This window comes from Stenotrophomonas sp. BR163, assembly GCF_047520985.2.
In the GTDB taxonomy this organism is placed as follows: domain Bacteria; phylum Pseudomonadota; class Gammaproteobacteria; order Xanthomonadales; family Xanthomonadaceae; genus Stenotrophomonas; species Stenotrophomonas sepilia.
The window spans coordinates 67,971-94,779 of the sequence record NZ_JAXBRE020000010.1 but is presented as its reverse complement, the minus strand read 5'-3'; the positions used below and the strand labels follow the sequence as shown (position 1 = coordinate 94,779).

The following is a 26,809-nucleotide window of genomic DNA, read 5'->3' as shown; positions in this document are numbered from 1 at the left end:
CAGTGTGCCCGGAGAAAGATGAATGGGCGATCAGGGCGACATTATGCCGCCCTGAACGTCCATCGGCGATTCAGCCGCCAGATGCCGGCAGCTTGCCGTACAGCACCTGGCCGCGGAAGCCGCGACGCACTTCGCGGTAAAGCGCGCGGAACGCGGGGTAGTCCTGCGGCTGGCACAGCGCCTCCGGCCCACGCACCGCGTTCTGCCGCAAGCGGTGGTGCACGATCACGTCCTGGCCCTCGCGGCTCCAGTCCACGCGGTATTCGCCAGCGGCATTGGCAAAGCGCTGGCTGGCCGGAATGGCGATGATCGGCGCATTGGCCGGGAACTGCAGGCGATAGGTTTCCTCGCGCAGGCTTGCATTGCAGTAGAACGGCGTCTCGTTGGCCGGCGCCGAGGCGGTGGCGTACAAGCCACGCACCGACTCGCCGCCCGGCGGATCCGGCACGGCCATGCCGCCGGCCACGCTGAAATCGGCGTAGTCCTCGGCCTGGAACGCCATGCGATAGCCGAAGGGCCGGGTCAGGTCGACCGGCACGCCCTGGATCTGCAGCTGCCCTCGCCCATCGAAACCAGACGAGGCCATGATCTGCTCTTCAGCGCGCGCACGGTTCTGCGCGTTGAGCTGGGAGAACTGCGCACGCATGCCGATCTCGGCGTTCTCGCCAAGCTTCGGAATCGTCTCGCCGCGCAGGTTGCCGTCGGCGTCGAAGGTGAATCGCACTTCCATCGAGGTGGCATTGCGCTCCGGCGTGTTGGCCGGGGTACGCGCCAGCGTGGCGTCACGGGTACGCATCACCGGCGCACCCAGGTCAGCTTCCGGCAACTGCCCGAAGCGCGCCCACGCGGTGGTCGAATCCAGGTAAAGATCAAACTCGGGGATGTAGGTGATGGCGTGGTTGAAGCGGCCCAGCACCGGAATCTTCGGCAGCGTCGGGCCGCCCCCCGCACCGATCAGCACCGGCGAGCTGGCGATGCCCTTGGCCGCCAGCAGCGCCTCGAGGATCGTCACATGGTCCTTGCAGTCGCCGTAGTGGTTGTCGAGGATGCTCTGCGCGCTGTTCGGCTCCAGGCCGCCGTTGCCCAGGTACACCGCCACATAGCGGATGTTCTGCGCCACCCAGCGATACAGCGCGTCAGCCTGCTCGCGGCGGTCGCTGATGCCGGCGGTGATCTCATCAGCGAGCGCCTGCAGCGCCGGGGTCACCTCGGCCGCTGGGCCCGCCTTGAGCTGGTAGGCGCGCCCCATCTGCGACCAGTCACGATACGTGCTGGCCATGATGTTCGGGCCGAACTCCCAGCCTCCGCCGACCAGTTCTGCGCCGGCATCGCCTCGCGGCGCTGGTAGCGCCAGCGCCATTGCGCCTGGCCATTCTTCACTGTCGGCCGGTCACTGCCCTGCACGCCGCGGCTGTCGACGAACATCGGCAGGTTGGCCGGCGCACTCAGGGTGACCTCGGCGTCCTCGTACTCGGTGAAGACGTTGAAGGTCTCCCACAGGCCGAAATAGCCCGGGAAGTACGGCGTAGCCTGGGTGCGGCGCACCTGGTAGTACAGGCGCGTGCCCGGGGCCAGGTTCGGGAACACGATCACCCGCACCTTGCGGTCGGCATACATCGCCGCCGAAGCACTGGAGTAGCTCTCCTGCGTGTAGATACGGTCGGCCGGCACGTCGCGGCGCTGGCCGTCGGCAGTGATGGTGTAGGCACCGAGCACTTCCAGCGTTTCCATCTTCTCGCTGTAGCTCAGCCGCACCTGGCTGAACTGCTCGACGGAGGCCTTGGTCTTGAGCAGGACTTCATAGGTTTCGGTCTGCACATTGCCCGCATCGGGCCGCACCTGGTAGTCGGCGCGGTAACGGACAATGCTGAAATTATTGCTGGCTTCGGTATCGCCGCTGGTGGATGGCGGCGCCGTGGCGGGCGCGGAGGTGGCGGTTTCTGCCAGTGCCGGGCCGGCAGCCATCAGGGCTGCCAGCGCCAGCGCCAGCGCGCTTGGTACGGGGTGAAGCATGCGTCGGTTCCTTGGACGTCGTGGGGGATACGTCGGGTCTTACTTCGGCGGCGGCGGTGCCAGCACCGTGCGGTCGCCGTTGTGCTCGGGCGGGCTGACCACGCCGGCCGCTTCCATGGCCTCGATCAGTCGCGCTGCACGGTTGTAGCCGATCTTCAGCCGGCGCTGCACGCCGGAAATCGAGGCACGGCGGGTCTCGGTGACCACCCGCAGCGCTTCGTCATACAGCGGGTCGGACTCGTCGCCGGCCGCACTGGTCTCGGGCAGGCCAGTGGCGCCGACGACCACGCCGTCGCCCATCGTCTGCACTTCGTCCAGCACGCCGTCGACATAGTCGGCCGGGCCCATCGCCTTGAGGTGCTCGACCACGCGATGTACTTCGTCGTCGGACACGAACGCACCATGCACGCGCTCGGGCAGCGCGGTGCCCGGCGGCAGGTACAGCATGTCGCCGTGGCCCAGCAGGGTCTCCGCGCCAGACTGGTCGAGAATGGTGCGCGAGTCGATCTTGGAGCTGACCTGGAAGGCGATGCGGGTCGGGATGTTGGCCTTGATCAGTCCGGTGATCACATCCACCGACGGGCGCTGCGTGGCCAGGATCAGGTGGATGCCGGCCGCACGTGCCTTCTGTGCCAGGCGCGCGATCAGCTCTTCCACCTTCTTGCCGACGATCATCATCATGTCGGCGAATTCGTCGATGAAGATGACGATGAACGGCAGCGTTTCCAGCGGACGCGGTGCCTCGCCCAGCTCCGGGTTCGGCTTGAACAGCGGATCCATCAGCGGCTGGCCGGCGTCCTGGGCTTCCTTCACCTTCTTGTTGAAGCCGGCCAGGTTGCGCACACCCACCGCGCTCATCAGCTTGTAGCGGCGCTCCATCTCGGCCACGCACCAGCGCAGGCCGTTGGCGGCCTCCTTCATGTCGGTAACCACCGGCGCCAGCAGGTGCGGAATGCCCTGGTAGACGCTCAGCTCGAGCATCTTCGGGTCGATCATCAGCATCCGCAGGTCTTTCGGCGAGGCCTTGAACAGCAGGCTCAGCACCATCGCGTTGACCGCCACCGACTTGCCCGAACCGGTCGTACCGGCCACCAGCAGGTGCGGCATGCGCGCCAGGTCGGCCACGGTCGGGCGGCCGGCGATGTCCTTGCCCAGCGCCAGGGTCAGCACGCTGGCCGATTTGTCATATTCCTTCGAGCGCAGCAGCTCGGACAGGAAGATCATCTCGCGGGTGACGTTGGGAATTTCCAGGCCGATCACCGACTTGCCCGGAATGACATCGACCACGCGCACAGACTTCACCGACAGGCCGCGCGCGATATCCTTGTCCAGCGAACTGATCTGGCTGACCTTGATGCCCGGTGCCGGCTCGATCTCGAAGCGGGTGATGACCGGGCCTGGGTTGGCGCCGACCACCTGCGCATCGATGCGGAAGTCCTTCAGCTTGAACTCGATCTGCCGCGACAGCGTTTCCAGCGTTTCTTCGTCGTAGCCCTTCGGCTGTGGCTTGGGATCATCCAGCAGCGCCAGCGGCGGCAGGTCGGAACCATCGCCGTTGACGCCACGGAACATCGGAATCTGGGTATCGCGCTTGGCACGATCACTCTTCTCGATCACCGGCTCCGGGCGCGGCTCGATCTTCACCGGCTCGCGCTTGGCGCGCACCTCGGCGTCGGCCTTGCGCACTTCCTGGCGCTCCTCGCGCATCACCCGGGTCTGCTTCCACTCGCTGACTTCTTCCTTCTTGCGTTCCAGCAACGGTGCCAGCGACATCACGCCACGGCCGATCTTCTCCATCACCGTGAACCAGGACAGCCCGGTGGCCAGGGTGATCGAGGCCAGCAGCAATACCAGCACGAACAGGTTCGCCCCCAGCGCGCCGAAGCCCACCGTGAGCGAATTGCCCACCAGCTTGCCGAGGATGCCGCCGGCACTGGCGACATCGCCACTGAACAGGCGCACATGCAGGAAGCCGGTGCCGGCGATCAGGAAACCGACCAGGCCGACCAGGCGCAGCGCCGGGTCCAGATCGTTCTCGCCCTTGCTCTCGCGCTTGAGGCCGAACATGGCGATCCACGCCAGTGCGCCGAGCACCACCGGCAGCAGGAAAGCGATGTAGCCGAACAGCTGCAGCAGCACGTCGGCGATCCAGGCCCCGGCGCGGCCACCCAGGTTGTGCACTGGCGCAACCACGCTGCCGGTATGCGACCAGCCCGGATCAGTCGCTGAATAGGTGAAAAGACTGGCCGCCAGATACAGCAGGGCCGGCGCGATGGCGATCAGGCCCAGGTCGCGCCAGAGGCGCTGGCGGCGTGGATTGTCGGTCGTCGCCGCCGCGGCCGTGCGACGTGACGCCTTGCTGTCGTCGGACTTGGAGCGTTCGGGGACCTGCTTCGCCACCTTAGACCATACCTTTGGAATGCGCTGTTAGTGATTGATAATAAATGAGACGGCGTCAGTTTTCAGTTATGCGACGTCCGGCAAGGCAATCCGGGGCCCGGAACCACCGCTGGATGACGGCGTTCTGTTCATCGGCTTGAATCGCCCTCCCCCAGCCGCCACTCTATGACCAGCCTTGGATGCTGCGCAAACATCGCCAGCGCCTTGTCCCATCTACCTTTTCGCGAGTTTACATGAGCACCAGCCTGCCCTCCCGCCACCAGCGCCTCGTCATCCTCGGTTCCGGCCCGGCCGGCTGGACCGCCGCCGTCTACGCCGCCCGTGCCAACCTGAAGCCGGTCGTCATCACCGGCCTGCAGCAGGGTGGCCAGCTGATGACCACCACCGAGGTGGACAACTGGCCGGGTGACGCCCACGGCCTGATGGGCCCGGACCTGATGGCGCGCATGCAGGCCCACGCCGAGCGCTTCGAGACCGAGGTCATCTTCGACCATATCCACACCGCCGACCTGTCGCAGCGCCCGTTCAAGCTGATCGGCGACAGCCACGAGTACACCTGCGACGCGCTGATCATCGCCACTGGCGCCACCGCCAAGTACCTGGGCATCCCGACCGAAGAGACCTTCAAGGGCCGCGGCGTCTCCGCCTGCGCCACCTGTGACGGCTTCTTCTACCGCGACCAGGACGTGGTCGTGGTCGGCGGCGGCAACACCGCCGTCGAAGAGGCGCTGTACCTGTCCAACATCGCCCGCAAGGTCTACCTGGTCCACCGCCGCGACACCCTGAAGGCGGAGAAGATCATGCAGGACAAGCTGTTCAGGAAGGTCGCCGAAGGCAAGATCGAGACCGTCTGGCACCACCAGGTGGAGGAAGTGCTGGGCAACGATGCCGGCGTGACCGGCGTTCGCGTGAAGTCCACCCTGGACGGCAGCACCCGCGACATCGACGCACACGGTTTCTTCGTGGCCATCGGCCACCATCCGAACACGACCTTGTTCGACGGCCAGCTGGCGATGAACAACGGCTACCTGGAAATCCGCTCGGGCCTGGGCGGCAACGCCACCCAGACCTCGGTGGAAGGCGTGTTCGCCGCCGGCGACGTAGCCGACCAGCACTACCGCCAGGCGATCACCTCGGCCGGCTTCGGCTGCATGGCCGCACTGGACGCCGAGCGCTACCTGGACGCGCAGGGCAAGGCCAGCTGAGTCGAGCCATGCTCGACCCCGACCAAAGGCCGGCGCGAGAGCGCCGGCCTTTGTGCTTTCAGTAGTGCCAGGCCATGCCTGGCAGACCGAAGCCTGCCCTCACGCCCGTACGCACGCCTGCGAGAACTCGACCGGTGCCGTGGCAACGCCATCCGCGTCGCGCAGTACAGCACTCCAGCGCGCGACACCCGTGCCGATGCCATTACAGGCAAGATTAATCACCACCGGCTGCATCGGATCGTCAAAAGTCTGTGTCGACGAGGAGCACGCACCCGCCTCGGAACAGGTCGTCAGCGAGAGTTCCACCGACAGCGGGTATTGAGGATTCCCGGCATAGCGGACTTCGATGTCACGGGCCGATTGAACCGGCACATTGGTATCTGGGATCGGATGCAGGACCAGCGGCTCGCAGGTCTTGCCTGCTGCCCACAGGCGATAGCCCTTCTCCACCCCTTTCATCGACGCCGAGCGGAAGACGGGGTCCTGCAAGGCAGCCACATCGTCAGGATTGGAGTGGTAGGCGGTTTCGATGATCACCGAGGGCATCTTCCCAATGCGGTTCTCGCCGTGCCTGGCCGAGGTCGAACTCTCGCGAATCGGGAAATCCCGATAGCCTGGTTGCGCTCGGATGATTTCACGCATCCCACAGAGAATGCTATCCGCTAGCGCCTTGTCCTGCGGTTTGTCCTGATGATAGTAGACCTCGGTTCCACGCAGACTGGCTGAATCGCTGCCATTGGTGTGCAGGCTCAGCATCACATCCACACCCAGATGGTTTGCGTAGTTGGGGCGAGCCCGTATGTCCTCTTCCTTTTCGCGAGCAGACTCTGGGCTGTTCGGAAACTCATTCCATATGTCGGTGCGTTCGGGGAAAAGAGCCTTGAGGTGGTAGCGGGATGACATGTGCTCCCATGGCTTCCCGGACTCCGGATGGAGTTCCGTGGAGCGGCTCCGTGCCCGGTGCACCGTCAAGCCGCTACGTTGTTCCATCAATACTTGCAGTTCGTCACCAAACAGTGGACTCAGCGTGTCTTCCTGAATGCCGAGAGGCGCTGGACGCTGAAACTTCCATTCTCTGCTGGGATGCAAGCTGATGTAGCCATGGCTTGCTGATACCAAAGCTGACGTATGCGTCGATCTCGCCCGCGCCTGCGGCGGAACGGCGAGATCCTCCGGGTAGTACTCCTCAAGGGTTTTTCCGTCGAATAGGAAATCAATGTCGTTCACAATCAGTCCTGACTTTTCGGCATAGAACCTCAACGAGGACGCCATCGGAATCAGGAAGAGCTCGTCATAACCCCGATCGGGGCCAGGAAGATATCCAGGCCCAAAGCTGATCACCATTGATCTTGCCTTCGCATTGAGACGGATGCTGACGCTGACATGTCGCAGCTCACCCCTCTCCTGCAAATGACGCGTCAACTGGCTCCCAACTTCACGCTCCAACAGCGCAACCACCTCCGCGTAGGCACCCGGATCCTCAAGCACTTTTGCTGGCTGATCTCCAGAAGCCCAAACAGGTGACACAAAGAACAAGCCGCACGCGACCACGGCAGACGCAAGCTTCAATCCCTTCATTGTTGATTTCTCCATGTGGTGGGATGCGCGCCACTCATGCGGCGCCCCGCCACCCTGCCGAGCCGTGCGCCGGTGATTCCGCACCAGATGCACACGGTTGGAGAATTCAAACTTTCCTCATGCCCCCGCAGAACAAACCAACCCAGCCCCGCCAACACCATTCGTGATCCACCTGGCCTATCCTTGCCAACCATGCCCTCCCCCCGCTTCCTCGACTCCCTGCAGTCCATTCCCGCCACCGACTGGGACGCCCTGCACGACGGCCAGAATCCGTTTATCAGCCACGCCTTCCTTTCAGGCCTGGAACAGCACGGCTGCCTGCGCGAGGACTGGGGCTGGCAACCCCGGCACTTCACGCTGTGGGAGGGCGAGCGCCTGATCGGCACAATTCCGGGCTACCTGAAGACCAACTCCCACGGCGAATTCGTGTTCGATCACGCCTGGGCCAATGCCTATGCCCGCCATGGCCGCGACTACTACCCGAAGTGGCTGGGCGCGGTGCCGTACTCGCCGGTCACCGGGCCGCGCCTGCTGGCCCGTCACGATTCAGAGCGCACCACGCTGCTGTCGGCGTTGCGCGATGCACTGCCGGCACTGGCCGTGTCATCGGCCCATATCAATTTCCACACCGCAGCGGACGAGGCGCTGTTCGGCGAGGACTGGCTGCTGCGCGAGGATGTGCAGTTCCAGTGGCAGAACCCGGGTGACTGGGCGACATTCGACCAGTTCCTCGGCGCGATGAACCACAAGCACCGCAAGAACATCCGCCAGGAACGGGCCAAGGTCGCCCGCCAGGGCATCAGCTTCCGCGTGGTGCACGGCGACGACGCCAGCCGCGCCGACCTGCAGGCGATGTACCGCTTCTACCTGCAGACCTTCCTTGAGTACGGCAATGCCCCGGCGCTGACCGAGGCCTTCCTGCGCCATCTGGCCATTTCATTGGGACGCGGGCTGGTGCTGTTCCTGGCCGAGCAGGAAGGCCAGCCGATTGCCGGCGCGCTCTGCCTGCGCGGCGGTGACACGCTGTACGGTCGCTACTGGGGCGGCGCCACATTGCCCGGCCTGCATTTCGAAGCCTGCTACTACCAGGGCATCGAATACTGCCTGCGCGAAGGGCTGAGCCGTTTCGAGCCGGGCGCACAGGGCGAGCACAAACTGGCGCGCGGCTTCCTGCCAGCGCTGGTGCGCAGCCGGCACTGGGTGGCCGACGCGGATTTCTCCGAGGCGTTGCAGGAGTGGTGCCGGCAGGAGCGACGGGATGTGCGGCGCTACCAGGAGGCGCTGCAGGAGCATGGGCCGTTCCGCGCAGGGCCGTAGTGCGAGTTGGCTCGACTGGTTCAGCTGTACTGGCTGTAGTGCCCGCTGATCCTGCACTGGTCGCACCAGAACGTGTAGAGCATGCCTCCATTCATCCACTGCATTAGGGAACCATCGTCCAATGGAATGTGGGAATCAAGCTGCATGATAAAGAACATCGTGCGGCAACATTCGGGACAGGACAGATAAAATCCGCTCTGGATCCAGGATGGCAATCCGCCCACTCGGCTGTAATTCTGCAAGCCACCCACATAACTCGGCGGTTGCCAGAACCGCCCCGGAAGCTCGACCAGATCGACCTCCGCCTCCATCAGGGTGGTGGACGTTTCAGGACATGTCCGCGGATCGAATACCTGCGATTCATGGGCGTTGGGAAAGCCCTGCGAATCGTGGCGGAAATACACGGGATCTCCGTGGCACCAACCGGACTCTCCATTGTCGGGACAGTCCAGGCATATGCCGAGCGTCACCTTCGAGAGGGTGCACGGACCGATCAACGCCAGCTCCAGTTCCAGCAAGCGCTGCAACGGGGAGTTGCATATTCCACATCGCCCCTCCAGGCGACCGCCCATATGCCCCGTTGCCTGCGCATTCCCATCCTTCCAGGTGGGATGTAGACGCTGGAGGCGGCGCTCGACCCTTGTGGATTGTGCCAGCTGCAAGCGCTGATGCTTCGCACTGAAACGCAGGTGGAGACCACGCCCTCCATGCAGCGCGCGTCCGGACCCCAGCTCAAGACCAGACAATCCCTCCCTTCCAATTGCGGCCCAAGGCCCATCCCGTGAACCGGATAGGTCACGCGCGGCGTCCTGGAACTCCACGACCCCACTCATCTCCAGCGGTAATCCTGGCAAACCAGCAGCAGACGCCGACGCCCCTCTTGCCTCCTGAATCCATCTCCGGCCGACCTCAATCGGCAGTTCCCACCAGAATGGACCTTCTACTGGCTCCTGGGCCGACAGGCGAAGGACGGCATCCCAGTCATCATGAAGCAATCCGGGGACGCGATAGGCCGCCTGCGCCGCAATCCCGGTCACCAGCCAGTGGCGGCTACCGTTCTTGAACTCACTCCAGGCAAACCGGCAAACCTCTGCGGCACTGTCATCCGGCAGCAACTCAGCCGCAGCCCTAAGCATCCCGTTCCTCTCCACAGGAGCCTTCATCGCCGAGATGAGCAGTGTCGAGACGGCGGCAGGATCACGCTCATAGAGATCCAGCATCGCAACCATGGCTTTATCTGAGCCAGTCGACATTCCGGCCATCTCAAGCAGTTCTTGCACGGTGTCAGTAGTTCTCACGGTAGTCCGCACTTGAAAGATGAGCCCACAGGGTGACTGGCACTACCGTTCAGGGGAATGCAACAAATCCCAAAAAGAAGCGAAGCCGACAGGCGAGCCACGCGCTAATGCGGGGCCGGTCGCGTCAGTGGATAGTCATGGCGGCAGACATCAGCCGTCACCGCGGCGACTACAATGCCGGCATGACCCGCCAGCTGCCCTGGCGCCTGGCCGATGCGCCGGACGCGCCCTTCCCTCCGGCCGAGACCGCCCTGCGCCAGCCCGACGGCCTGCTCGCGGTGGGTGGTGACCTGCATCCAGCGCGCCTGCTCAACGCCTACGCCGGCGGCATCTTTCCATGGTTCAGCGAGGGCGAGCCGATCCTGTGGTGGTCGCCCGACCCGCGCATGGTGTTCCGCACCGATGGCGTGCACCTGTCCAGCCGCTTCCGCCGCCAGCTGCGCGGCAGCACGTGGGAGGTCACCGCCGACACCGCCTTCAGCCAGGTGATGCGCGCCTGTGCGGCGGCACCTCGGCCCGGCCAGGACGGCACCTGGATCAGCCCGGCGATGGTCGAGGCCTACAGCCAGTTGCACGACCTCGGCTTCGCCCATTCGTTCGAAGTCTGGGACCGTCAGTCGCTGGTCGGCGGCATCTACGGAGTGGCCATCGGGTCGATGTTCTTCGGCGAGAGCATGTTCAGTGGCGCCAGCGGTGGTTCCAAGATCGCGCTGGCGGCACTGGCGTCCACGATTCACGGCTGGGGCTGGGAGCTGATCGACGCCCAGGTGGAAAATCCGCACCTGCTGCGGATGGGCGCCGAACACCTGCCGCGCGCGGAATTCCTGCAGCACGTGCGCCAGGCCGTGCGCCATGACGGCCGTGAAGGCTCGTGGACACAGGCCGTCGGACGCTTGCCAGCCCGGCATTTGGCCGGCGGTTAACACAAACTTTGCAAGCTGGGCCGGTCACGCGTAAAATACCGCGCCTTAGGCCCAGCGTGGCCGTTTTCTGAACCGCACAGGACTACATGTCGAAAGACGATTCCATCGAGTTCGAGGGCACCGTCAGCGAGACGCTGCCGAACACCACTTTCCGCGTTCGTCTGGAAAATGGGCACGAAATCATCGCCCACATCTCCGGCCGCATGCGCAAGAACTACATCCGCATCCTCACCGGTGACCGGGTCAAGGTTGAAATGACCCCGTACGACCTGACCAAGGGTCGTATCACCTACCGCATGAAGTAAGCGGTCGGCGCGCTGCGCCACTTCGACAAGGCCAGCCCTGGTTGCTGGCCTTTTGTCATGCCTGCAATCCGGCCCTGCCGGAGGTCATCGTGACCGAACTCACCGTGACGTCGGTCAGCCCTGCTTGCGGCAGATTCGCATCTGCATCCGTGGCGGCATCGTGGGACCCGATCCAGTCCGGATCGCCATCCCCTGCCCCGCCATGAACATGCTCCCGCTGACCGCTCTGCTCGTCGCCCTTGCCGTGTCCGCCAGCGCAGCGCCCGTGCACGCCGCCGACACTCTTTCCACCTCCAGTGACTGCGTCCAGCTGGGCAGCGACCAGCAACTGGTGCGCGCCGGCGCCTCGCGCAACATCCTGCTGCGCAATGGCCAGGACCACTACGTCGTGCATTTCCAGGACGACTGCTCGGCGGCAGGCTACTCGCGGAAACTGAGCTTCGCTACGGACGGCCAGCAGGGCCTGCTGTGCGCTGCCGGCCGCAGCCAGCTGAACACCGATTCCAGCCGCTGCATCGTGTCGCAGATCGAACCAGTTGACGAGGCAACCTTCAAGAAGAAAGCCCGCCAGCGCAGCCGCTGACGTCGCGTACAACAAGGGCGGCCGAAGCCGCCCTTGTCATTTCAGGTCCACCGAAACCGGCCGGGGGTCAGTTCATTCCACGGTGACCGGCAGCAGGCGCTCGGGTTCGGCCTGGGTTTCGACCACCAGCTCGTCGTCGCGCACATCGATGCTCACCTTGCCGCCGTTGACCAGCTTGCCGAACAGCAGCTCGTCGGCCAGCGGACGCTTGATCTTGTCCTGGATCACGCGGGCCATCGGACGCGCACCCATCAGCGGGTCGAAGCCGTGGTGGGCCAGCCAGTCTCGGGCGGTCGGCGTGGCCGACAGGCTGACGTGCTTGTCCTGCAGCAGCATCTCCAGCTCGATCAGGAACTTGTCGACCACCCGCAGGATGTGCTCGAAGCCCAGCGCCTGGAACTGCACCACCGCGTCGAGGCGGTTGCGGAATTCCGGGGTGAAGCTGCGGCGGATGGTCTCCATCGCGTCGGTGGCGTGGTCCTGCTTGGTGAAGCCGATCGAGCGCCGCGAGGCCTGCGCCGCGCCGGCATTGGTGGTCATCACCAGCACCACGTTCTTGAAGTTGGCCTCACGACCGTTGGTATCGGTCAGCACGCCGCGGTCCATCACCTGCAACAGGATGTTGAAGATGTCCGGGTGCGCCTTCTCGATTTCGTCCAGCAGCAGCACGCAGTGCGGCGTCTTGACGATCTTCTCGGTCAGCAGGCCACCCTGGTCGAAGCCGACGTAGCCCGGAGGGGCACCGATCAGGCGGCTGATCGAATGCGGCTCCATGTACTCGGACATGTCGAAGCGGACCAGCTCGATGCCCAGCTGCAGCGCCAGCTGCTTGGTCACCTCGGTCTTGCCGACACCGGTCGGGCCGGCGAACAGGAAGTTGCCGATCGGCTTTTCCGGATTGCCCAGGCCCGAACGGGCCAGCTTGATCGCCGAGGACAGCGTCTCGATGGCCGGGTCCTGGCCGAAGATCACCATCTTCAGGTTGCGCTCCAGGTGCTGCAGCACGTCCTTGTCGGTGGCACTGACCTGCTTGGTCGGGATCCGCGCCATCTTGGCCACGATCGCCTCCACTTCCTCGACGTCGATCAGCTCCTTGCGCTGCCCTTCCGGCAGCAGGCGCTGGCGGGCACCGGCCTCGTCGATCACGTCGATGGCCTTGTCTGGCAGCAGGCGGTCGCCGATGTGCTTCACCGACAGGTCCACCGCCGCCTGCAGCGCTTCATCCGAATAGGTCACGCTGTGGTGCAGCTCGTACTTGGACTTCAGGCCCTGCAGGATCTCGTAGGTCTCGCCCACGGTAGGCTCGACGATATCGATCTTCTGGAAGCGGCGGGCCAGTGCCCGGTCCTTCTCGAAGATGCCGCGGTATTCCTGGAAAGTGGTCGAACCGATGCAGCGCAGCTCCCCGGAGGCCAGGGCCGGCTTGATCAGGTTGGACGCATCCATGGTGCCGCCCGACGCCGAGCCGGCGCCGATGATGGTGTGGATCTCGTCGATGAACAGCACTGCGTTGGGCACCTTCTTCAGCGCGGTCAACACACCCTTCAGCCGCTTCTCGAAGTCGCCGCGGTACTTGGTGCCGGCCACCAGCGCGCCCAGGTCGAGCGAGTAGATCACCGCGTCGGCCAGCACGTCGGGTACCGAGCCCTCGACGATGCGGCGGGCCAGGCCCTCGGCGATGGCGGTCTTGCCCACGCCGGCCTCGCCCACGTACAGCGGGTTGTTCTTGCGGCGGCGGCACAGGACCTGGATGGTGCGCTCGATCTCGTCGCCACGACCGACCAGGGGATCGATGCGGCCGGACCGGGCCTGTTCGTTGAGGTTGCTGGCGAATTCGGTCAGGGCATCGCCCTTCGGCTCGCCCTCCCCGCCTTCCATGCGGCCCTCGCCGTCGGAGGAGGAGGACGGCTGCTCGCCTTCCTCGCCCAGTTTGGCGATGCCGTGGGACAGGTAATTGACCACATCCAGCCGGGTCACGTCCTGCTGGTTGAGGTAGTAGACGGCGTGGGAGTCCTTTTCGCCGAAGATGGCGACCAGCACGTTGGCGCCGGTGACCTCCTTCTTGCCCGAGGACTGCACGTGGTACACGGCCCGCTGCAGCACCCGCTGGAAGCCCAGGGTCGGCTGGGTGTCACGGCCGTCATCTTCGGCCAGGCGGGACACCGAGGCCTCGATGGCCTGCTCCAGCTCCTGGCGCAGGCGTTCGGCGTCGGCACCACAGGCTTTCAGGACGGCCTGGGCGGACGGGTTGTCGAGCAGTGCCAACAGCAGGTGTTCGACCGTCATGAACTCATGCCGGGCCTCACGGGCGCGCTTGTAGCACTGGCCGATGGTGTGTTCGAGGTCTTTGCTGAACATGGATTACTCCGGCGGCAGATGGGAACAATATGCGGCCTGACTACGCGATTTCCATCACCCTAGCGGATTGCTGCGTTCAGATGGCGTTAGCACTGCAGAACGCTTGATCTTCGTTCACTCCAGAAGACCTCAACCGGCATGAGCGAACCCTACCTGAGCCGCTGGCGATTGCGGCGTGATGGCCCGGCCATCGAAACACCTCACGCCCGGCTCTGGCCGGTACTGACCGCTGCCGGCGAGCCGGCGATGCTGAAGATCAGCAGCGAAGCGGAGGAGCAGAACAGCCATCGCCTGCTGCGCTGGTGGGACGGCGATGGCGCTGCCCGCCTGCTGGCCCACGCCGGGCCGGCGATCCTGATCGAACGTGCCGGCGGCGACTCGCTGAGGCAACGCTCGATCGAGGGCGACGATGAGGCCTGCACCACGATCCTGTGCCAGGTCCTGCAACGGCTGCACCGGCCACGGAGCGCGCCGCCAGCGGAACTGGTCTGCCTGCGTACATGGTTCGCCGATCTGCTGCAGCCAAGGGCCGCGCTGCCGCCACTGCTGGAACAGTGCAGATCACTGGCGGAGGGGCTGCTGCGTGACGAACAGGAGATCCGGCCCCTGCACGGTGACCTGCACCACGACAACGTGCTGGATTTCGGCGCGCGCGGCTGGCTGGCGATCGACCCGAAGCGGCTGCTGGGCGATCGTGCGTTCGATTACACGACGCTGTTCAGCAACCCGGATCTCTGCGGCCCGGGCATCCACGTTGCGACGCGGCCCGAGCGGTTTGCCGCCCGGCTGGAACAGGTCACTGCGCTGGCCGGCCTGGAACGTACGCGCCTGCTGCGCTGGATCGCGGCCAGTGCGGGGCTGTCGGCGGTATGGTTCAGGGATGATGGCGACCCTGCCGAGGTCGACGAGGCCGTGGCACGGTTGGCGCTGGAGGCGCTGGCGGCGGGGTGATCTCGACCTGTAGCCGAGCCCATGCTCGACTGTGCTTCCGGGAATGCGGAACATCTGAACGAAAAGCAGCCGAGCGCAGGCTCGGCTCTACAGGCCTCTGCTTCGGTAGGTGCCCGCCTTGGTGGGCACACTGGGTCCGGGATCGTTGTGCCCGGACGAGAATCGCCAGCCAGTCAGGCCTTTTCCATCGTGCACAGCAGCGGATGCTGGTTCATCCGCGAGTACTCGTTGACCTGGGCAACCTTGGTCTCCGCCACTTCACGGGTGAAGACACCGCAGACGCCGCGGCCGCGGGTGTGGACGTGCAGCATCACCTGGGTGGCCTTGTCCAGGTCCATGCTGAAGAACTGCTGCAGCACATCCACCACGAAATCCATCGGGGTGTAGTCGTCGTTGAGCAGCATCACCTGGTAGAACGGCGGCGGCGCCACTTCCGGGCGCGCGGGCTCTACGGCAACGCCGTGCTCGTGCTGGGAATCGGGGGAGGACTCATGGGGCATCCATCCATTATAGGGGCTCGGGCAGGCCTGCGTCGGCCCGCCGCAGATTGGACGGCACGCACGCCCACCGTCACAATTGCATCCTCTCCCAACACTGTTTCACAGGATCTTCATGAAAAGGACCCTTCTTCCCGCCCTGCTGATCGCGCTGGCCGCTGCCGGCTCTGCCACTGCCGCAACCAGTGCCGACAAGTCCGTGGCCCGCCACCTGGACAAGCTGGGCTATACCTACGAAGTCGACGAGGATGGCGACTACCGCATGGTCTTCGACGTCGAGGGTGACCGCACCCAGATGGTCTACGTGCGCTCGGCGGTGGAGGATTTCGGCAGCCACAACATCCGTGAGATCTGGTCGCCGGCCTACAACGCCAAGACCAAGCAGTTCCCGGTGGCCGTGGCCAACCGCCTGCTGGAAGATTCGCAGGACGCCAAGATGGGCGGCTGGGTGAAGCAGGACACCACCGCCATGTTCGTGGTCAAGATCGACGCCGATGCCACCCCGGACCAGCTCAGCGACGCCATCGATGCGGCCATCCGCACCGCCGACGCGATGGAGCTGGAGCTGACCAAGAAGGACGAGTTCTGAGTTGAACGCCACGCCGGACCCGCGCTGGGCACCGCACGCCACCGTCGCCACGGTAGTGGTTGACGGCGGCCGCGTGCTGCTGGTCGAAGAGACCATTGAAGGCCGCCAGGTGCTGAACCAGCCGGCCGGCCACCTCGAGCCAGGCGAAAGCCTGGCCGAGGCAGCCCTGCGCGAGACCCGGGAGGAAACCGGCTGGACCGTGCAGCTGACCCATTTCATCGGCTGCTACCAGTGGACTGCCGGCGACGGCACCGCCTTCCTGCGCTTCTGCTACGCAGCGCGCCCGGTTTCGCACGACCCGGCCCAACCGCTGGATACCGGCATCGACCGCGCGCTGTGGCTGACCCCGGCCGAGCTGCAGGCCGCCGGCGAGCGCCAGCGCAGCCCGCTGGTCTGGCAGGTGGTGGCGGATTACCTGGGTGGCCAGCGCCATCCGCTTTCGCTGGTCCGGGAGGTCGCATGAGCACGCCGCGCGTGATGGTTGGCGTCTCGGGTGGTGTCGACTCTTCGGTCGCCGCCTGGCGCCTGGTCCAGCAGGGCGAGGCCGTGGCCGGCCTGTTCATGCAGAACTGGGCCGACGACGGCAGCGGTGACTGCCGCGCCGAGGATGACCGCCGCGATGCCGTCGCCTTATGCGGCCTGCTCGGTATCCCGTTCCACTTCCGGGACTTTTCCAGTGAGTACTGGCAGGGCGTGTTCGAGCACTTCCTGGCCGAATACGCCGCTGGCCGCACGCCGAACCCGGACGTGCTGTGCAACCGCGAGGTGAAGTTCAAGCATTTCCTGGATGCCGCCCGCGAGCTGGGCGCCGAGCGCATCGCCACCGGCCACTACGCGCGGGTGACCCAGCGTGGCCACCAGTGGTTGCTGCTGCGCGGCGCCGACCGTTCCAAGGACCAGAGCTACTTCCTGCACCAGCTGGGCCAGGAGCAGCTGGCGGCCACCCTGTTCCCGATCGGCGACCTGGAGAAGACCGACCTGCGCCGGATTGCGCGCGACGTCGGCCTGCCGACCCACGCCAAGAAGGACTCCACCGGCATCTGCTTCATCGGCGAGCGGGATTTCCGCGAGTTCCTCGGCCGCTACCTGCCGGCCAGGCCCGGCCAGATCCTCGACCCGGCCGACGGCAGCGTGATCGCCGAACATCCGGGCGTGTTCTATTTCACCCTGGGCCAGCGCGAGGGCCTGAACATCGGCGGCGTACGCGGCCGTCCGGCCGCCCCGTGGTACGTGGTCGGCAAGGATGTGACCAGCAACGTGCTGTACGTCGACCAGGACCGCGACAGCCCATGGATGCTGTCCGAGCGCCTACGATCGGAGGCGGCGCATTGGATCGCGGGCTCGCCACCCGCGCGGCGCTTCGAATGCACCGCCCAGACCCGCTACCGACAGCCCGATGAGCCGTGTACGGTCAACGTGCTGGACGATGGCAGCGTGCTGGTCACCTTCGCGCGCCCGCAGCGCGCCGTTACCCCCGGTCAATCGCTGGTGCTGTATGACGGTGATGTGTGCCTGGGTGGCGCGGTGATCGCCGCCACCGATGCGCCGCTGGAACAGCGCCTGCGCACCACCCCCTCCCCCTTTTGAGGTAATCGCTGCATGAGTTTCACTGTCGACGACCGCGTCCTGGCCCTGGCCGGCATTGCCCAGGCCCTGCAGCAGGTACGCCGCATCGCCGATACCGGCCATTCCGACGCCGCCGCCGTGCGCACCGCCGTGGACAGCGTGTTCCGTGTCGATGCGTCCTCGCCGCAGGCGGTGTTCGGTGACCGCCATGCACTGAAGGCCGGGCTGCGCCTGCTGCACAACTATTTCCGCAACCAGGGCCAGGATCCGATCCTGCCGAAGCTGGCGCTGTCGGTGCTGCAGCTGGAGCGCCGCTTCGTGCAGGATGGCGCCACCGTGAACAAGGTTGCTTCGGGCATCGAGCGTGCCCAGCGCCAGGCCACCGAACTGGGCGACAGCGGCCACCCGGATGTGCTGGCCAGCCTGGGAAGCCTGTACGCGGACACCATCAGCCACCTCAAGCCGCGTGTGATGGTGCAGGGCAACCCGCACTACCTGGGCCAGGCCGGCGTGGTGGCCGAGATCCGTGCCCTGCTGTTGGCGGCGGTGCGCTCGGCAGTGCTGTGGCGCCAGCTGGGCGGCAGCTACTGGGACTTCCTGTTCGGGCGAAAGGCGATGATCGAGGCCGTGGACCGCCTGCTGGCCTGAGGGTGTGGGGTCAGAGCCCTTTCCCATCGAAAAGGGATCCGACCCCGAGACCGCACAGGCGCCGGAAATCCGGCGCATTCAGAATGCACTTCCAGGCACATCGACGTTAAAGAGAAAGGGGGTACGGCCGATACATCCTCCGTGCACCTCCCGAGAACGTCCATGTACTCACGCATTTTCATCCGTCTGGCCGCCCCCCTGGCTCTGACCCTGCTGCTCCCCTTTGCCATCGGATTCGAATGGCCGGCCGCCCTGCGATGGGCGATCCTGACCACGATGACGCTGAGCTGGCTCGGCTTCGCGTGGTGGACCACCCGCGCCCAGGCGCATCGTTCCCCGGAACATGCCCGTGTCCTGCGTGAGCAGGACCAGCTGCTGACCGAACTGCGCAACTTCGTCGGCAACGAAATCGACGGTTCGCGTGGTGAAGTGGAACGCGCCCGCGACCTGATCCGCCAGGCGGTCTCCAGCCTGGGCGGCAGCTTCGATGCGATGAACCGCAAGTCTCGCCAGCAGAGCCAGGCGCTGTCGCGCATCGTCGACCGCGCCGGCGATGAAGGCAATGCCGGCCTCGACGTTGCCCGTTTCGCCCAGCACGCCAGCCACCGCATGGAACAGCTGGTGGAAGCGCTGGAACAGGTGAGCGGCCAGAGCAGCACCACCGTGCAGCACATCGACCAGATGGCGCAGCACCTGGATGGCATCTTCGCGCTGCTGGAAGACGTCAAGTCGATCGCCGACCAGACCAACCTGCTGGCGCTCAACGCCGCCATCGAAGCGGCCCGTGCCGGTGAGGCCGGTCGTGGCTTCGCCGTGGTCGCTGACGAAGTGCGCAACCTGTCCGAGCGCTCGACCACCTTCAACGAGCAGATCCGCAAGCTGGCGCACAGCTCCAAGGACGCCATTGCCAAGGTGCGCGAGACGGTCTCGCACATGGCCTCGCGTGACATGGACCGCTCCCGCGAAGCGCGCCAGGAAGCGGCGGCAATGCTCGACAACGTCGCGCAGATCAATGCCTCGCTCGGCGACGGCATGCGCGAAGTGTCCGAGTGCGCCCGTGCGATCGATGGCAGCGTGGCCGAAGCCGTGCGCGCCCTGCAGTTCGAAGACATCGCCACCCAGGCGCTGGGCGGCGTGCACACCCACCTGGACCGCCTGACCGCGATCAACCGCGAAGCGGTGGCCCTGCAGGAGCTGCTGCACCGCAATGGCGGCGTGTTCGACGAAGAGATCGCCAGCGCCCTGCAGCGCACCGGCAACCGCCTGCGCGAGCTGCGCAGCGAATGGGAACGCCCGCCGCACAAGCCCGTCGCCCAGCAGAGCATGGGCGCCGGCACCGTCGAGCTGTTCTGATCCTGATGTCCGCTGCCCTCGCTGGCAGCCCGCAAGGCCCCGGTTCGTCCGGGGCCTTTGCCTGTGACCCGCCGTTGGATGCACCCTGTACGCACACCATGACCCTGATCCACGCCCTGCCCGCCCTCACCGACACCGAGCGCCCGCGCAACGCGAGCGTGCGTGAGCAGCTGCAGCAGCTGGAAGATGTCGCCCGCGAAGAGATCCGCGAACTGCAGCAGCTGGCGGACGCGCGCCCGGCCCCATCGCGGGCGGACGAGGCGCTGCTGGGCCTGGCCTGGGATCTGGGGTTGGATGGGGAAGCGCTGAAGTAGATCCACGCCATGCGTGGATGGACCGTCCCGCATGGCATGATGCCCCGGTCCCGTTCATGGAAGACCGATGGCCATCGCCCTGATCGCAGTGCTCCTGATCGAGACCGTCCTTCTGATGGCCTGGGTGACCGGCTATTTCAGCTGGGGCATCGCCCTGTTCAACGAACGCATCGCGGCATCATCGGCCATGCAGGCCCGGCTCTCGCTGGGCAGCCTGGAGCGTGACCTGCCGCAGGACAAGTGGCTGCGGCTGGCCTTCCATGCGCTGCCCGATGGCAGCATGACGTTCCGCGAGAGCTTCGCGCCGAGCTTCGGCCTGCGCTACTTCCCGGTGATGCGTGGACGCATCGTGCTCAACGCACGGCGGCACGAGGTACGGGTGATCGGCCTGTGCAGCTGGTTCGTGGCGATCCTGTCGCTGCTGCTGTTGCCACTGGTGGCGATGCGTCCGACGGTGGCGCCGATGCTGCTGGTGCTGCCGCTGTTCCTGGCCAGCTATCTGGTCCAGAAGCGCCGCTATGCGGCCATTGTGGAGACGCTGCGCATGCAGTTGAAGGCGGAGTTTCCAAGGTAGATCCACGCCGTGCGTGGATGATGCCCCGCGATGCCAGCATTTCCGACTGTTTGCATGGACCGTGAACCATGCGCCCTTCATCGTGAAGGGGCCGATTGGGGTTCAGATCAAACCAGCCCGATGACCAGCGCCCTTCTCTGCCTCTCAGTTGCTTTGCAGCTTCCGGCAACCCCTGTCCCATTGACCGTGGATCCCGATTCCCTTGGGGCACTTCAGCAGGCGCTGAAGACGTTTGGAGCGTTCCAGCAGCCCTACTCCGCTCCGATCGATGCGTACGATCCTGAAGCGGGTGTGATCGATGCAGCAGTTGAAGTGTCCGCGGGGTGCGTGCAAGACGGCCCGCCAGTCATCATCCTTGACGATGATGCCGAACAGGCGCCGCGACGTTATCTGATCCTTGAAGCCCCGTGGCATGAGCTTCCAACGGGCGCCTTGTTGCTTGTCTCCGGAAGCAAGGCAAGCGCCATTCCGGGCGAGGAATCGAACCTGGAGCTTGCACGGGCCGAGAGCATGCTGACATTCCTCGACCTGCTGCCGGAAGATCCGGAGGGCCGGGACCACCCGGAGACCGTCTCGGCAGTCGTGGATACCGATACTTCTGCCCTCTTCACGACGAGCCTTCTGGATCAACTGCAAACCAGTACTCCAGGCTCGCCTGTTGCTGACACCATGCTGACGCTCTGGAAAGGCAGGTTCCCGGACGCATTGTTGGCACTGTGGCAGCGCGACGGTCTTGCGCGCTATCACGATGATCGACTGGCTTTGGTGAACCCTGCGGGGTACGAATCGGTGCTCGCCGCCCTTCTGGCGGGCAGCCCTCTATGGGGCAAAGATGATTTCCATGTCTATGCGATCTCGCCATTCGGCCAGATGCTGATCTGTGGCGGGCGAACCGGAGTCGAACTCACGCTTGAACCCCACGAAGGTTACCTATGCGCGCCTGCAACACTGACTCTTCCAGCAAGCAACATCGACCGCGACAGACGCCTGCACGACTTCCTGCTTGCATTGGATGCTGCCGAACTGGATGTTCTGGCCGAGGACGGGGAGCCAATGTTCTGGCGAGCCCGTGAGATGTTGGGGCCGCTGGGCGACGGAGAGATTTACAGCTCGAAGGAGCCGGTGTCAGAGCACGGCTGGCGGCTAGGCAGCTTGGTAAAACGCAAGGCGCTGGATGTGCTCGCAGAGCTTGCGCAGCGTCGCTGACGGCGCACACATCAACGGGCGAACCAGCGTGCACGCCGACCAAGGTCGGCAACTACCAGATGCTGGCTCTTTTAGTAGATCCACGCCATGCGGCAACCGTGCCGACCAAGGTCGGCACCTACCAGCGTCGGGTGGTCAGCGCACCAGCACCGCTTCGCTGCTGGCGTCGGTGCGCATCGGTAACGGACGCTGCTGACGCAGCCACTGCGCCAGGTCGCGCGGGCTGAGCGGGCGCGAGTACAGGTAACCCTGGATTTCGTCGCAGCCCTGGCGGCGTAGCATGTCTTCTTCCTGGTGCGTTTCCACGCCCTCGGCCACCACCTTCATGCCCAGCGCGTGGCCCAGGTGCACGATGGCCTGGGTCACTTCGGCCGTGCCGGAGTCGTGCAGCATGCCCTGCACGAAACTGCGGTCGATCTTCAGGCGACCCACCGGGAAGCGGTTGAGGTAGTTGAGGTTGGAGAAGCCGGTACCGAAGTCGTCCACCGCCAGCGGCACGCCGTGCCGTTCGAGCACGTCGAAGCAGTGGCGCAGGATGTCGGTGTCACGGATCAGCGCCGATTCGGTCAGCTCCAGCTCCAGCCGCTGCGGCGGCCAGCCGTGGGCATGGCAGATGTCGATCACACGTTCGGCGAAGCCACGGTCGCGCAGCTGCACCGCCGACACGTTGACCGCGATGCGGTCGAAATGCAGTCCTGCCCGGTCCCAGGCCGTTGCCTGGCGGCAGGCTTCGTTCAGAACCCAGTCGCCGATGCGCACGATCTCGCCGCATTTCTCGGCGATGGGAATGAACTCGGCCGGGCTGCAATAGCCGATGCCGGGGCGATGCCAGCGCAGCAGTGCTTCGATTGCCGGCGGCTCGCCCTGGTGGGCATGCAGCAGCGGCTGATAGGCCAGGCTGAACTCCTCGCGCTCGATCGCACCGTGCAGCGCGTGCTCAAGCTCCAGCCTGCGCTGGATGCGTGCCAGGGCATCCTGGCTGTAGTACTGGTAGGTGTTGCGTCCGGCTTCCTTGGCCGCGTACATCGCGGCGTCGGCAGCGCGCAGCAGTGAATCGAAATCGGTCTGCGCATCGCCCAGCATCGCGATGCCGACGCTGGCGCCGACCTTCAACGTGGTCTCGCCACGGCGCAGCGGCTCGGCCAGCGAGGCGATCAACTTGCGCGCCACGTGGCCGGCGTCTTCCGGCTCGGCCAGGTCGCGCAGCACCACAATGAACTCGTCGCCACTGAAGCGGCCGAACAGGTCGTTGTTGCGCAGGTTCTGGTGCAGGCGCGTCGCGGCAGCCTTCAGCAGCGCATCACCCGTGGCGTGGCCGAAGCTGTCGTTGATGGTCTTGAAGCCGTCCAGGTCGATGAAAAGCATCGCCAACGAGGTGCCGCGATCACGCGCCTCCTCGATGGCCTCGGCAGTCTGTTCGCCGAGCAGCACGCGATTGGGCAGGCCGGTCAACAGATCGTAGTGGGCCAGCAGTTCGATGCGCTCGTTGGCCTCGCGCTCGCGGGTGATGTCACGGAACAGGACGACGAAGCGCGGCGGCAGTCCGTCACGACGATCCAGCTCGATCAGCACCTGCACCCAGACACGCAGGCCGGACTGGCGGTAGAAGCACAGGTCCAGCTGCTCGGGCAGGCCGCCGTTGGCGATGCGGGCCAGCGCCGCCTCGAACGCATCGCGCGAGTCTTCGGTGTACAGCGCCATCGCCTGGTCGAGGGTGATCGGTTCCTTGCGCAGGCCGTGGATGCGGTAGCACTCCTCGGTCCATTGCATGCTCCGGGTCTGCACCTCGATCTCGCAGCCACCAATGCGGCCCAGCGCGGAAACCCGGTTCAGCAGTTCGGTGCGCCAGCGAATCAACGCGTCGGTCTGGTGCTGTTCGGTGATGTTCTGCACCTGACCGAGCAGGCGCTTGGGCTGCCCGTCCATGTCCAGCAGCGGCTGCATCCACAGCCGCAGGTGCTGTGATGGCTCATGGCCACGGGTCAGCTCCAGCTCGAGATTGGCGGCACGACCATCGCGCCACAGGCGCCGCCATGCCGCACGCAACGCGCCACGCGAGCGCGGATGCAGCTGCTTCAGCCAGCGCCGCTGGCCGGGCACGGCGCCGTGCTCCAGCGCCAGCAGCGAGCGCAGTTCCGGCGACCACCAGAAGTGCCCGCTGTTGGGGTCGAACGACCAGCTGCCCATGCTGGCGATGCGCTGGGCCTCGCTCAGGTGCAGCTGCTGTTCCTGCAGCAGCGATTCGAGCTGCTTCTGCTGCTCGATATCGGTATGCGTGCCGACCATGCGCAGCGGCTGGCCATCGGCGGTGCGCGCGACCACGCGGCCACGATCGAGCACCCAACGCCACTGGCCATCGGCCTGGCGGAAGCGGAACTGTGCGCTGTACTGCTCGCTGCGCCCGCGCAGGTGCTCGTCGAGCGCGGCACGCACCTGGTCGATGTCCTCGCTGTGCACGCGCGACAGCAGTTCGGTGGCCGTCTCGTCGCCCAGCGCCGGCGTGCGCGCCACCCGGTCACTGGGGATGTCCCAGTCCCACAGGCTATGGCCGGCGCTGTCCAGTGCCAGTTCCCAGCGCCCACCCCCATCGACCGGCACCGGCTCGGGAATGCTCAGGGTGAACGCCAGCAGGTTGCCGGCACCGTCATGCACGGCGCGCAGGTGGCCGTCGTAGTGGCCGCGCGGGCCGCCTGGCAGCGTGCAGGGCACGATGCCGCCATCAGCGGCCATCAGGCGTAGATCTTCCAGCATTGGCGCATAGGCGGCCACGGTGGCCGGCAGGCCATGCTCGCGCGCGGCCGGATTGGCCGCAAGCGGGCGCCCGGTACGGTCGACGATGACCAGCGCCGACGCAAGCGGGTGCTGCAGCAGGCTGGCGATGATCCCTTGGTCCACGCGATCTTGCTCCGGATGACTCGCCCGTCAGCGGGGCACGCAGTGGTTAACGGCGCCTGCGGCGGATAATTGAGTGGTGACGGCACGCTGCGGGGTAAGATGACCGGCGCCCCTTTCACCCACCCCGTCCATGCCCGCAGAACCGACCGGCAACGCCCCAGTTCCCGACCCGCGGATGGCGCAGGCACTGAGCCGTGACCGGCGGCGGGTGGTGTTGAGCTACCTGGTGATGGCGCTGGCCTGGATGATCTCCACCGACAGCGTGGTGCAGGCGCTGGTGCCCGATCCGCAGAAGGCGGCCCTGTGGCAGGGCCTGAAGGGCTCGTTCTTCGCCTTGGCCAGCGCGGGCCTGCTGTACCTGCTGCTGCGCCCGCTGGCCGAGCATGTGCTGCATACCCACGCCCGCCAGCAGGCCTCGGAGCTGCGCCTGCGGCAGATGTTCGAGGGCAACCCCGGCCCGATCCTCGTCTATGACCTGGACACATTGGCGATCCTCGATGCCAACCCAGCCGCCTGCACCGCTTTCGGCTGGGAGCGCGATGAGCTGCTGGAACAGACCATCGACGCCTTGTGGCCACCCGGCCAGGGCCAGGCGCTGCAGGCCAAGCTGGAGGCGATCCGCGAGGCGCCCGAAGAGCTGTGCATCCTGCGCGCGCAGCTGCAGCTGCGCGATGGCGCGCTGCGGCACATGGAACTGCGCTCCAACGCGATCAGCTACGACGGCCACAATGCGCGCCTGCTGATCGCCATCGACCGCACCGCCGAGGATCTGGCCCAGCTGCGTCGCGACCAGGCGCTGGCACGGGTGGAAGAAGCCCACGAACTGGCCCGCATCGGCGCCTGGGAGCTGGACCCGTCCACCGGGCTGGGCCGCTATTCCAACCAGGTCTATCGCCTGCTCGGCCGCCGCCCGCCCGAAGCCCGCCGCTGGCACCGCTTCGACGAACTGCTGGTGCCGGCCGACCCGGCCACCGCTACCCAGACCGAGCAGCTGCTGGCCGAGCTGTGCTCCGGCGAGCCGGTACAGGTGGACGTGCTGCTACCGCTGCTGTCGATGGATGGGCGCGCGCTGATGGTGCACCTGCGCGCCGCCAGTGGTCTTGATGAAGCTGGCCGCAACCGCGTGCTGGGCACGCTGCAGGACGTGACCGAACGCGAGCAGTCGCGGCGCCTGCTGCGCGAGCGCGAGGAGCAGTTCCGCGAGCTGGTGCGGGTACTGCCCGACGGCGTGGTGATCCTCTCCGACGAGCATGTGCTGTACGCCAACGCCTGGGCCGCCGGCCTGTTCGGCTACGGCAGCCATACCCTGCTGGGCGAGCCCTTGTCGGCGCTGGTCGCTGCCGCAGACCTGCCGCGGGTGCGCAGCCAGCTGCGTGCCGGCCAGCCACATCTGGGACCGGGCCACAGCAGCGTGGTGGCCATGCAGCGCGGCGACGGCCGCAGCTTCCATGCCGGCCTGGCGGTGGGCGACGTGCGCTACGGTGGCCGCGACTGCAAGCTGCTGATCGTGCGCGACCTCAGTGATTCCGAACGCATCCGCAGCGCGCTGGAAACCAGCAACCGCGAACTGCAGGCGATGGCCGGGCGGCTGTTCTCGCTGCAGGAAGACGAGCGTCGTGCGATTTCGCGCGACCTGCACGATGACATCGGCCAGGCCATCACCGCGATCAAGCTGTCGGCGCACGCGGCGCTGGAAGAGGACGATCCGCACCGGCGTGGGCAGGATCTGGCGCAGATCGTCAGCCTGGCCGACACCACCGTGGCCAAACTGCGCGACATCTCCACCCTGCTGCGCCCCCCGCAGCTGGATGCACTGGGCCTGGAGGCAGCGCTCAGCTGGCAGGCGCGGGTTCTGTTCCGCTCCTCGCCGGTGGAGCTGCTGGCCGAGATCGAGCCGTTGCCGCATCGCCCCGACAACAGCATCGAACAGGCCTGCTTCCGCATCGCACAGGAAAGCCTGACCAATGCGCTGCGCCATTCGCGCGCCAGCCAGGTCCTGCTGCAGCTGCGCGATGTCGGCCAGCGCGGCCTGCACCTGCAGATCCGCGATGACGGCGAGGGCTTCGATCCGGACGGCCCGCGCGGCCTGGGCCTGATCGTGATGCGCGAGCGCGCACAGAGCGTCGGTGGCCACGTGCGGATTGAATCCGCGCATGGCGAAGGCACCCTGGTCGATGTCCACCTCCCCTACCAGGCGGCCAGCAGGGCTGCCGTCGATTCACCGGAATACTGAGCC

Annotated in this window: 21 protein-coding genes and 1 pseudogene; 15 read left to right on the top strand and 7 right to left on the bottom strand. The window is 65.9% G+C overall.

What is annotated here, in order from left to right:
* Positions 1-70: 70 nt before the first annotated feature.
* Positions 71-2,013: pseudogene (locus ACM0PY_RS10735) on the bottom strand (DUF3857 domain-containing protein).
* A gap of 39 nt (positions 2,014-2,052) precedes the next feature.
* Positions 2,053-4,413, bottom strand: coding sequence for a DNA translocase FtsK (locus tag ACM0PY_RS10730; RefSeq protein ID WP_005416487.1), 2,361 nt, complete (start codon positions 4,411-4,413; stop codon positions 2,053-2,055).
* A 233-nt stretch (positions 4,414-4,646) separates the two neighbouring features.
* Here ACM0PY_RS10730 and trxB point away from each other — a divergent pair, with 233 nt between their 5' ends.
* Positions 4,647-5,618 (top strand): thioredoxin-disulfide reductase, encoded by a 972-nt coding sequence (gene trxB / locus ACM0PY_RS10725; protein WP_005416486.1) that lies wholly within the window; start codon positions 4,647-4,649, stop codon positions 5,616-5,618.
* 99 nt (positions 5,619-5,717) lie between these two features.
* Here the strand turns inward: trxB and ACM0PY_RS10720 are convergent, their stop codons facing one another.
* Entirely contained in the window at positions 5,718-7,196 is a 1,479-nt protein-coding gene (locus tag ACM0PY_RS10720) for an N-acetylmuramoyl-L-alanine amidase family protein (RefSeq protein ID WP_134970207.1), read from the bottom strand.
* A 192-nt stretch (positions 7,197-7,388) separates the two neighbouring features.
* Between ACM0PY_RS10720 and ACM0PY_RS10715 the strand changes: the two genes are divergently transcribed.
* Positions 7,389-8,513, top strand: coding sequence for a GNAT family N-acetyltransferase (locus tag ACM0PY_RS10715; RefSeq protein ID WP_180885756.1), 1,125 nt, complete (start codon positions 7,389-7,391; stop codon positions 8,511-8,513).
* Positions 8,514-8,533: 20 nt separating this feature from the next.
* Here the strand turns inward: ACM0PY_RS10715 and ACM0PY_RS10710 are convergent, their stop codons facing one another.
* Positions 8,534-9,793, bottom strand: coding sequence for a hypothetical protein (locus ACM0PY_RS10710; RefSeq protein WP_235646850.1), 1,260 nt, complete (start codon positions 9,791-9,793; stop codon positions 8,534-8,536).
* A gap of 200 nt (positions 9,794-9,993) precedes the next feature.
* Here ACM0PY_RS10710 and aat point away from each other — a divergent pair, with 200 nt between their 5' ends.
* The 3 genes from aat to ACM0PY_RS10695 all read left to right on the top strand — a co-directional run bounded on the left by aat (position 9,994) and on the right by ACM0PY_RS10695 (position 11,622).
* Positions 9,994-10,734 carry a leucyl/phenylalanyl-tRNA--protein transferase gene (aat, locus tag ACM0PY_RS10705; protein WP_180885782.1) on the top strand — a complete coding sequence of 247 codons (741 nt, stop codon included), beginning with the start codon at positions 9,994-9,996 and terminating at the stop codon, positions 10,732-10,734.
* Positions 10,735-10,820: 86 nt separating this feature from the next.
* The gene (gene infA, locus ACM0PY_RS10700) at positions 10,821-11,039 is read left to right on the top strand and encodes a translation initiation factor IF-1 (RefSeq protein ID WP_005409596.1); all 219 of its coding nucleotides are present in this window, start codon (positions 10,821-10,823) and stop codon (positions 11,037-11,039) included.
* Positions 11,040-11,241: 202 nt separating this feature from the next.
* Positions 11,242-11,622, top strand: a complete 381-nt coding sequence (locus ACM0PY_RS10695) for a hypothetical protein (protein ID WP_049460780.1) — start codon at positions 11,242-11,244, stop codon at positions 11,620-11,622.
* Positions 11,623-11,694: 72 nt separating this feature from the next.
* Here ACM0PY_RS10695 and clpA read toward each other — a convergent pair whose 3' ends face one another.
* Entirely contained in the window at positions 11,695-13,980 is a 2,286-nt protein-coding gene (clpA, locus tag ACM0PY_RS10690; protein WP_180885754.1) for an ATP-dependent Clp protease ATP-binding subunit ClpA, read from the bottom strand.
* Positions 13,981-14,118: 138 nt separating this feature from the next.
* Between clpA and ACM0PY_RS10685 the strand changes: the two genes are divergently transcribed.
* Entirely contained in the window at positions 14,119-14,931 is an 813-nt protein-coding gene (locus ACM0PY_RS10685) for an APH(6) family putative aminoglycoside O-phosphotransferase (protein WP_069138590.1), read from the top strand.
* A gap of 173 nt (positions 14,932-15,104) precedes the next feature.
* On the opposite strand, the gene clpS is transcribed toward ACM0PY_RS10685, so the two are convergent.
* Positions 15,105-15,431: an ATP-dependent Clp protease adapter ClpS gene (clpS, locus tag ACM0PY_RS10680; protein WP_005416477.1), complete on the bottom strand. Its 327-nt coding sequence runs from the start codon at positions 15,429-15,431 to the stop codon at positions 15,105-15,107.
* 112 nt (positions 15,432-15,543) lie between these two features.
* On the opposite strand from clpS, the gene ACM0PY_RS10675 reads away from it, so the two are divergent.
* The 8 genes from ACM0PY_RS10675 (at position 15,544) to ACM0PY_RS10640 (ending at position 21,678) form a co-directional block, all read left to right on the top strand.
* Entirely contained in the window at positions 15,544-16,017 is a 474-nt protein-coding gene (locus ACM0PY_RS10675; RefSeq protein WP_005416476.1) for a hypothetical protein, read from the top strand.
* A gap of 1 nt (position 16,018) precedes the next feature.
* Entirely contained in the window at positions 16,019-16,480 is a 462-nt protein-coding gene (locus ACM0PY_RS10670) for an NUDIX hydrolase (protein WP_072166979.1), read from the top strand.
* Entirely contained in the window at positions 16,477-17,604 is a 1,128-nt protein-coding gene (gene mnmA, locus ACM0PY_RS10665; protein WP_180885752.1) for a tRNA 2-thiouridine(34) synthase MnmA, read from the top strand. Before ACM0PY_RS10670 ends, mnmA begins: the two co-directional genes overlap by 4 nt.
* Before the next feature lie 12 nt (positions 17,605-17,616).
* Positions 17,617-18,231: a high frequency lysogenization protein HflD gene (hflD, locus tag ACM0PY_RS10660; protein ID WP_049412377.1), complete on the top strand. Its 615-nt coding sequence runs from the start codon at positions 17,617-17,619 to the stop codon at positions 18,229-18,231.
* Between the two features lie 162 nt (positions 18,232-18,393).
* A complete protein-coding gene (locus ACM0PY_RS10655; protein ID WP_014647075.1) occupies positions 18,394-19,584 on the top strand; it encodes a methyl-accepting chemotaxis protein in 1,191 nt (396 codons plus the stop codon).
* Between the two features lie 98 nt (positions 19,585-19,682).
* Positions 19,683-19,898 carry a hypothetical protein gene (locus tag ACM0PY_RS10650; RefSeq protein ID WP_134970201.1) on the top strand — a complete coding sequence of 72 codons (216 nt, stop codon included), beginning with the start codon at positions 19,683-19,685 and terminating at the stop codon, positions 19,896-19,898.
* A 67-nt stretch (positions 19,899-19,965) separates the two neighbouring features.
* Positions 19,966-20,472, top strand: coding sequence for a hypothetical protein (locus ACM0PY_RS10645; RefSeq protein ID WP_134970200.1), 507 nt, complete (start codon positions 19,966-19,968; stop codon positions 20,470-20,472).
* A 120-nt stretch (positions 20,473-20,592) separates the two neighbouring features.
* Entirely contained in the window at positions 20,593-21,678 is a 1,086-nt protein-coding gene (locus ACM0PY_RS10640; protein ID WP_180885748.1) for a GAD-like domain-containing protein, read from the top strand.
* Between the two features lie 135 nt (positions 21,679-21,813).
* Here the strand turns inward: ACM0PY_RS10640 and ACM0PY_RS10635 are convergent, their stop codons facing one another.
* Complete coding sequence (locus tag ACM0PY_RS10635; protein WP_180885746.1) at positions 21,814-24,573, bottom strand: EAL domain-containing protein; 2,760 nt, start codon at positions 24,571-24,573, stop codon at positions 21,814-21,816.
* Between the two features lie 130 nt (positions 24,574-24,703).
* On the opposite strand from ACM0PY_RS10635, the gene ACM0PY_RS10630 reads away from it, so the two are divergent.
* Positions 24,704-26,806, top strand: a complete 2,103-nt coding sequence (locus ACM0PY_RS10630) for a sensor histidine kinase (protein WP_134970197.1) — start codon at positions 24,704-24,706, stop codon at positions 26,804-26,806.
* Positions 26,807-26,809: the final 3 nt, after the last annotated feature.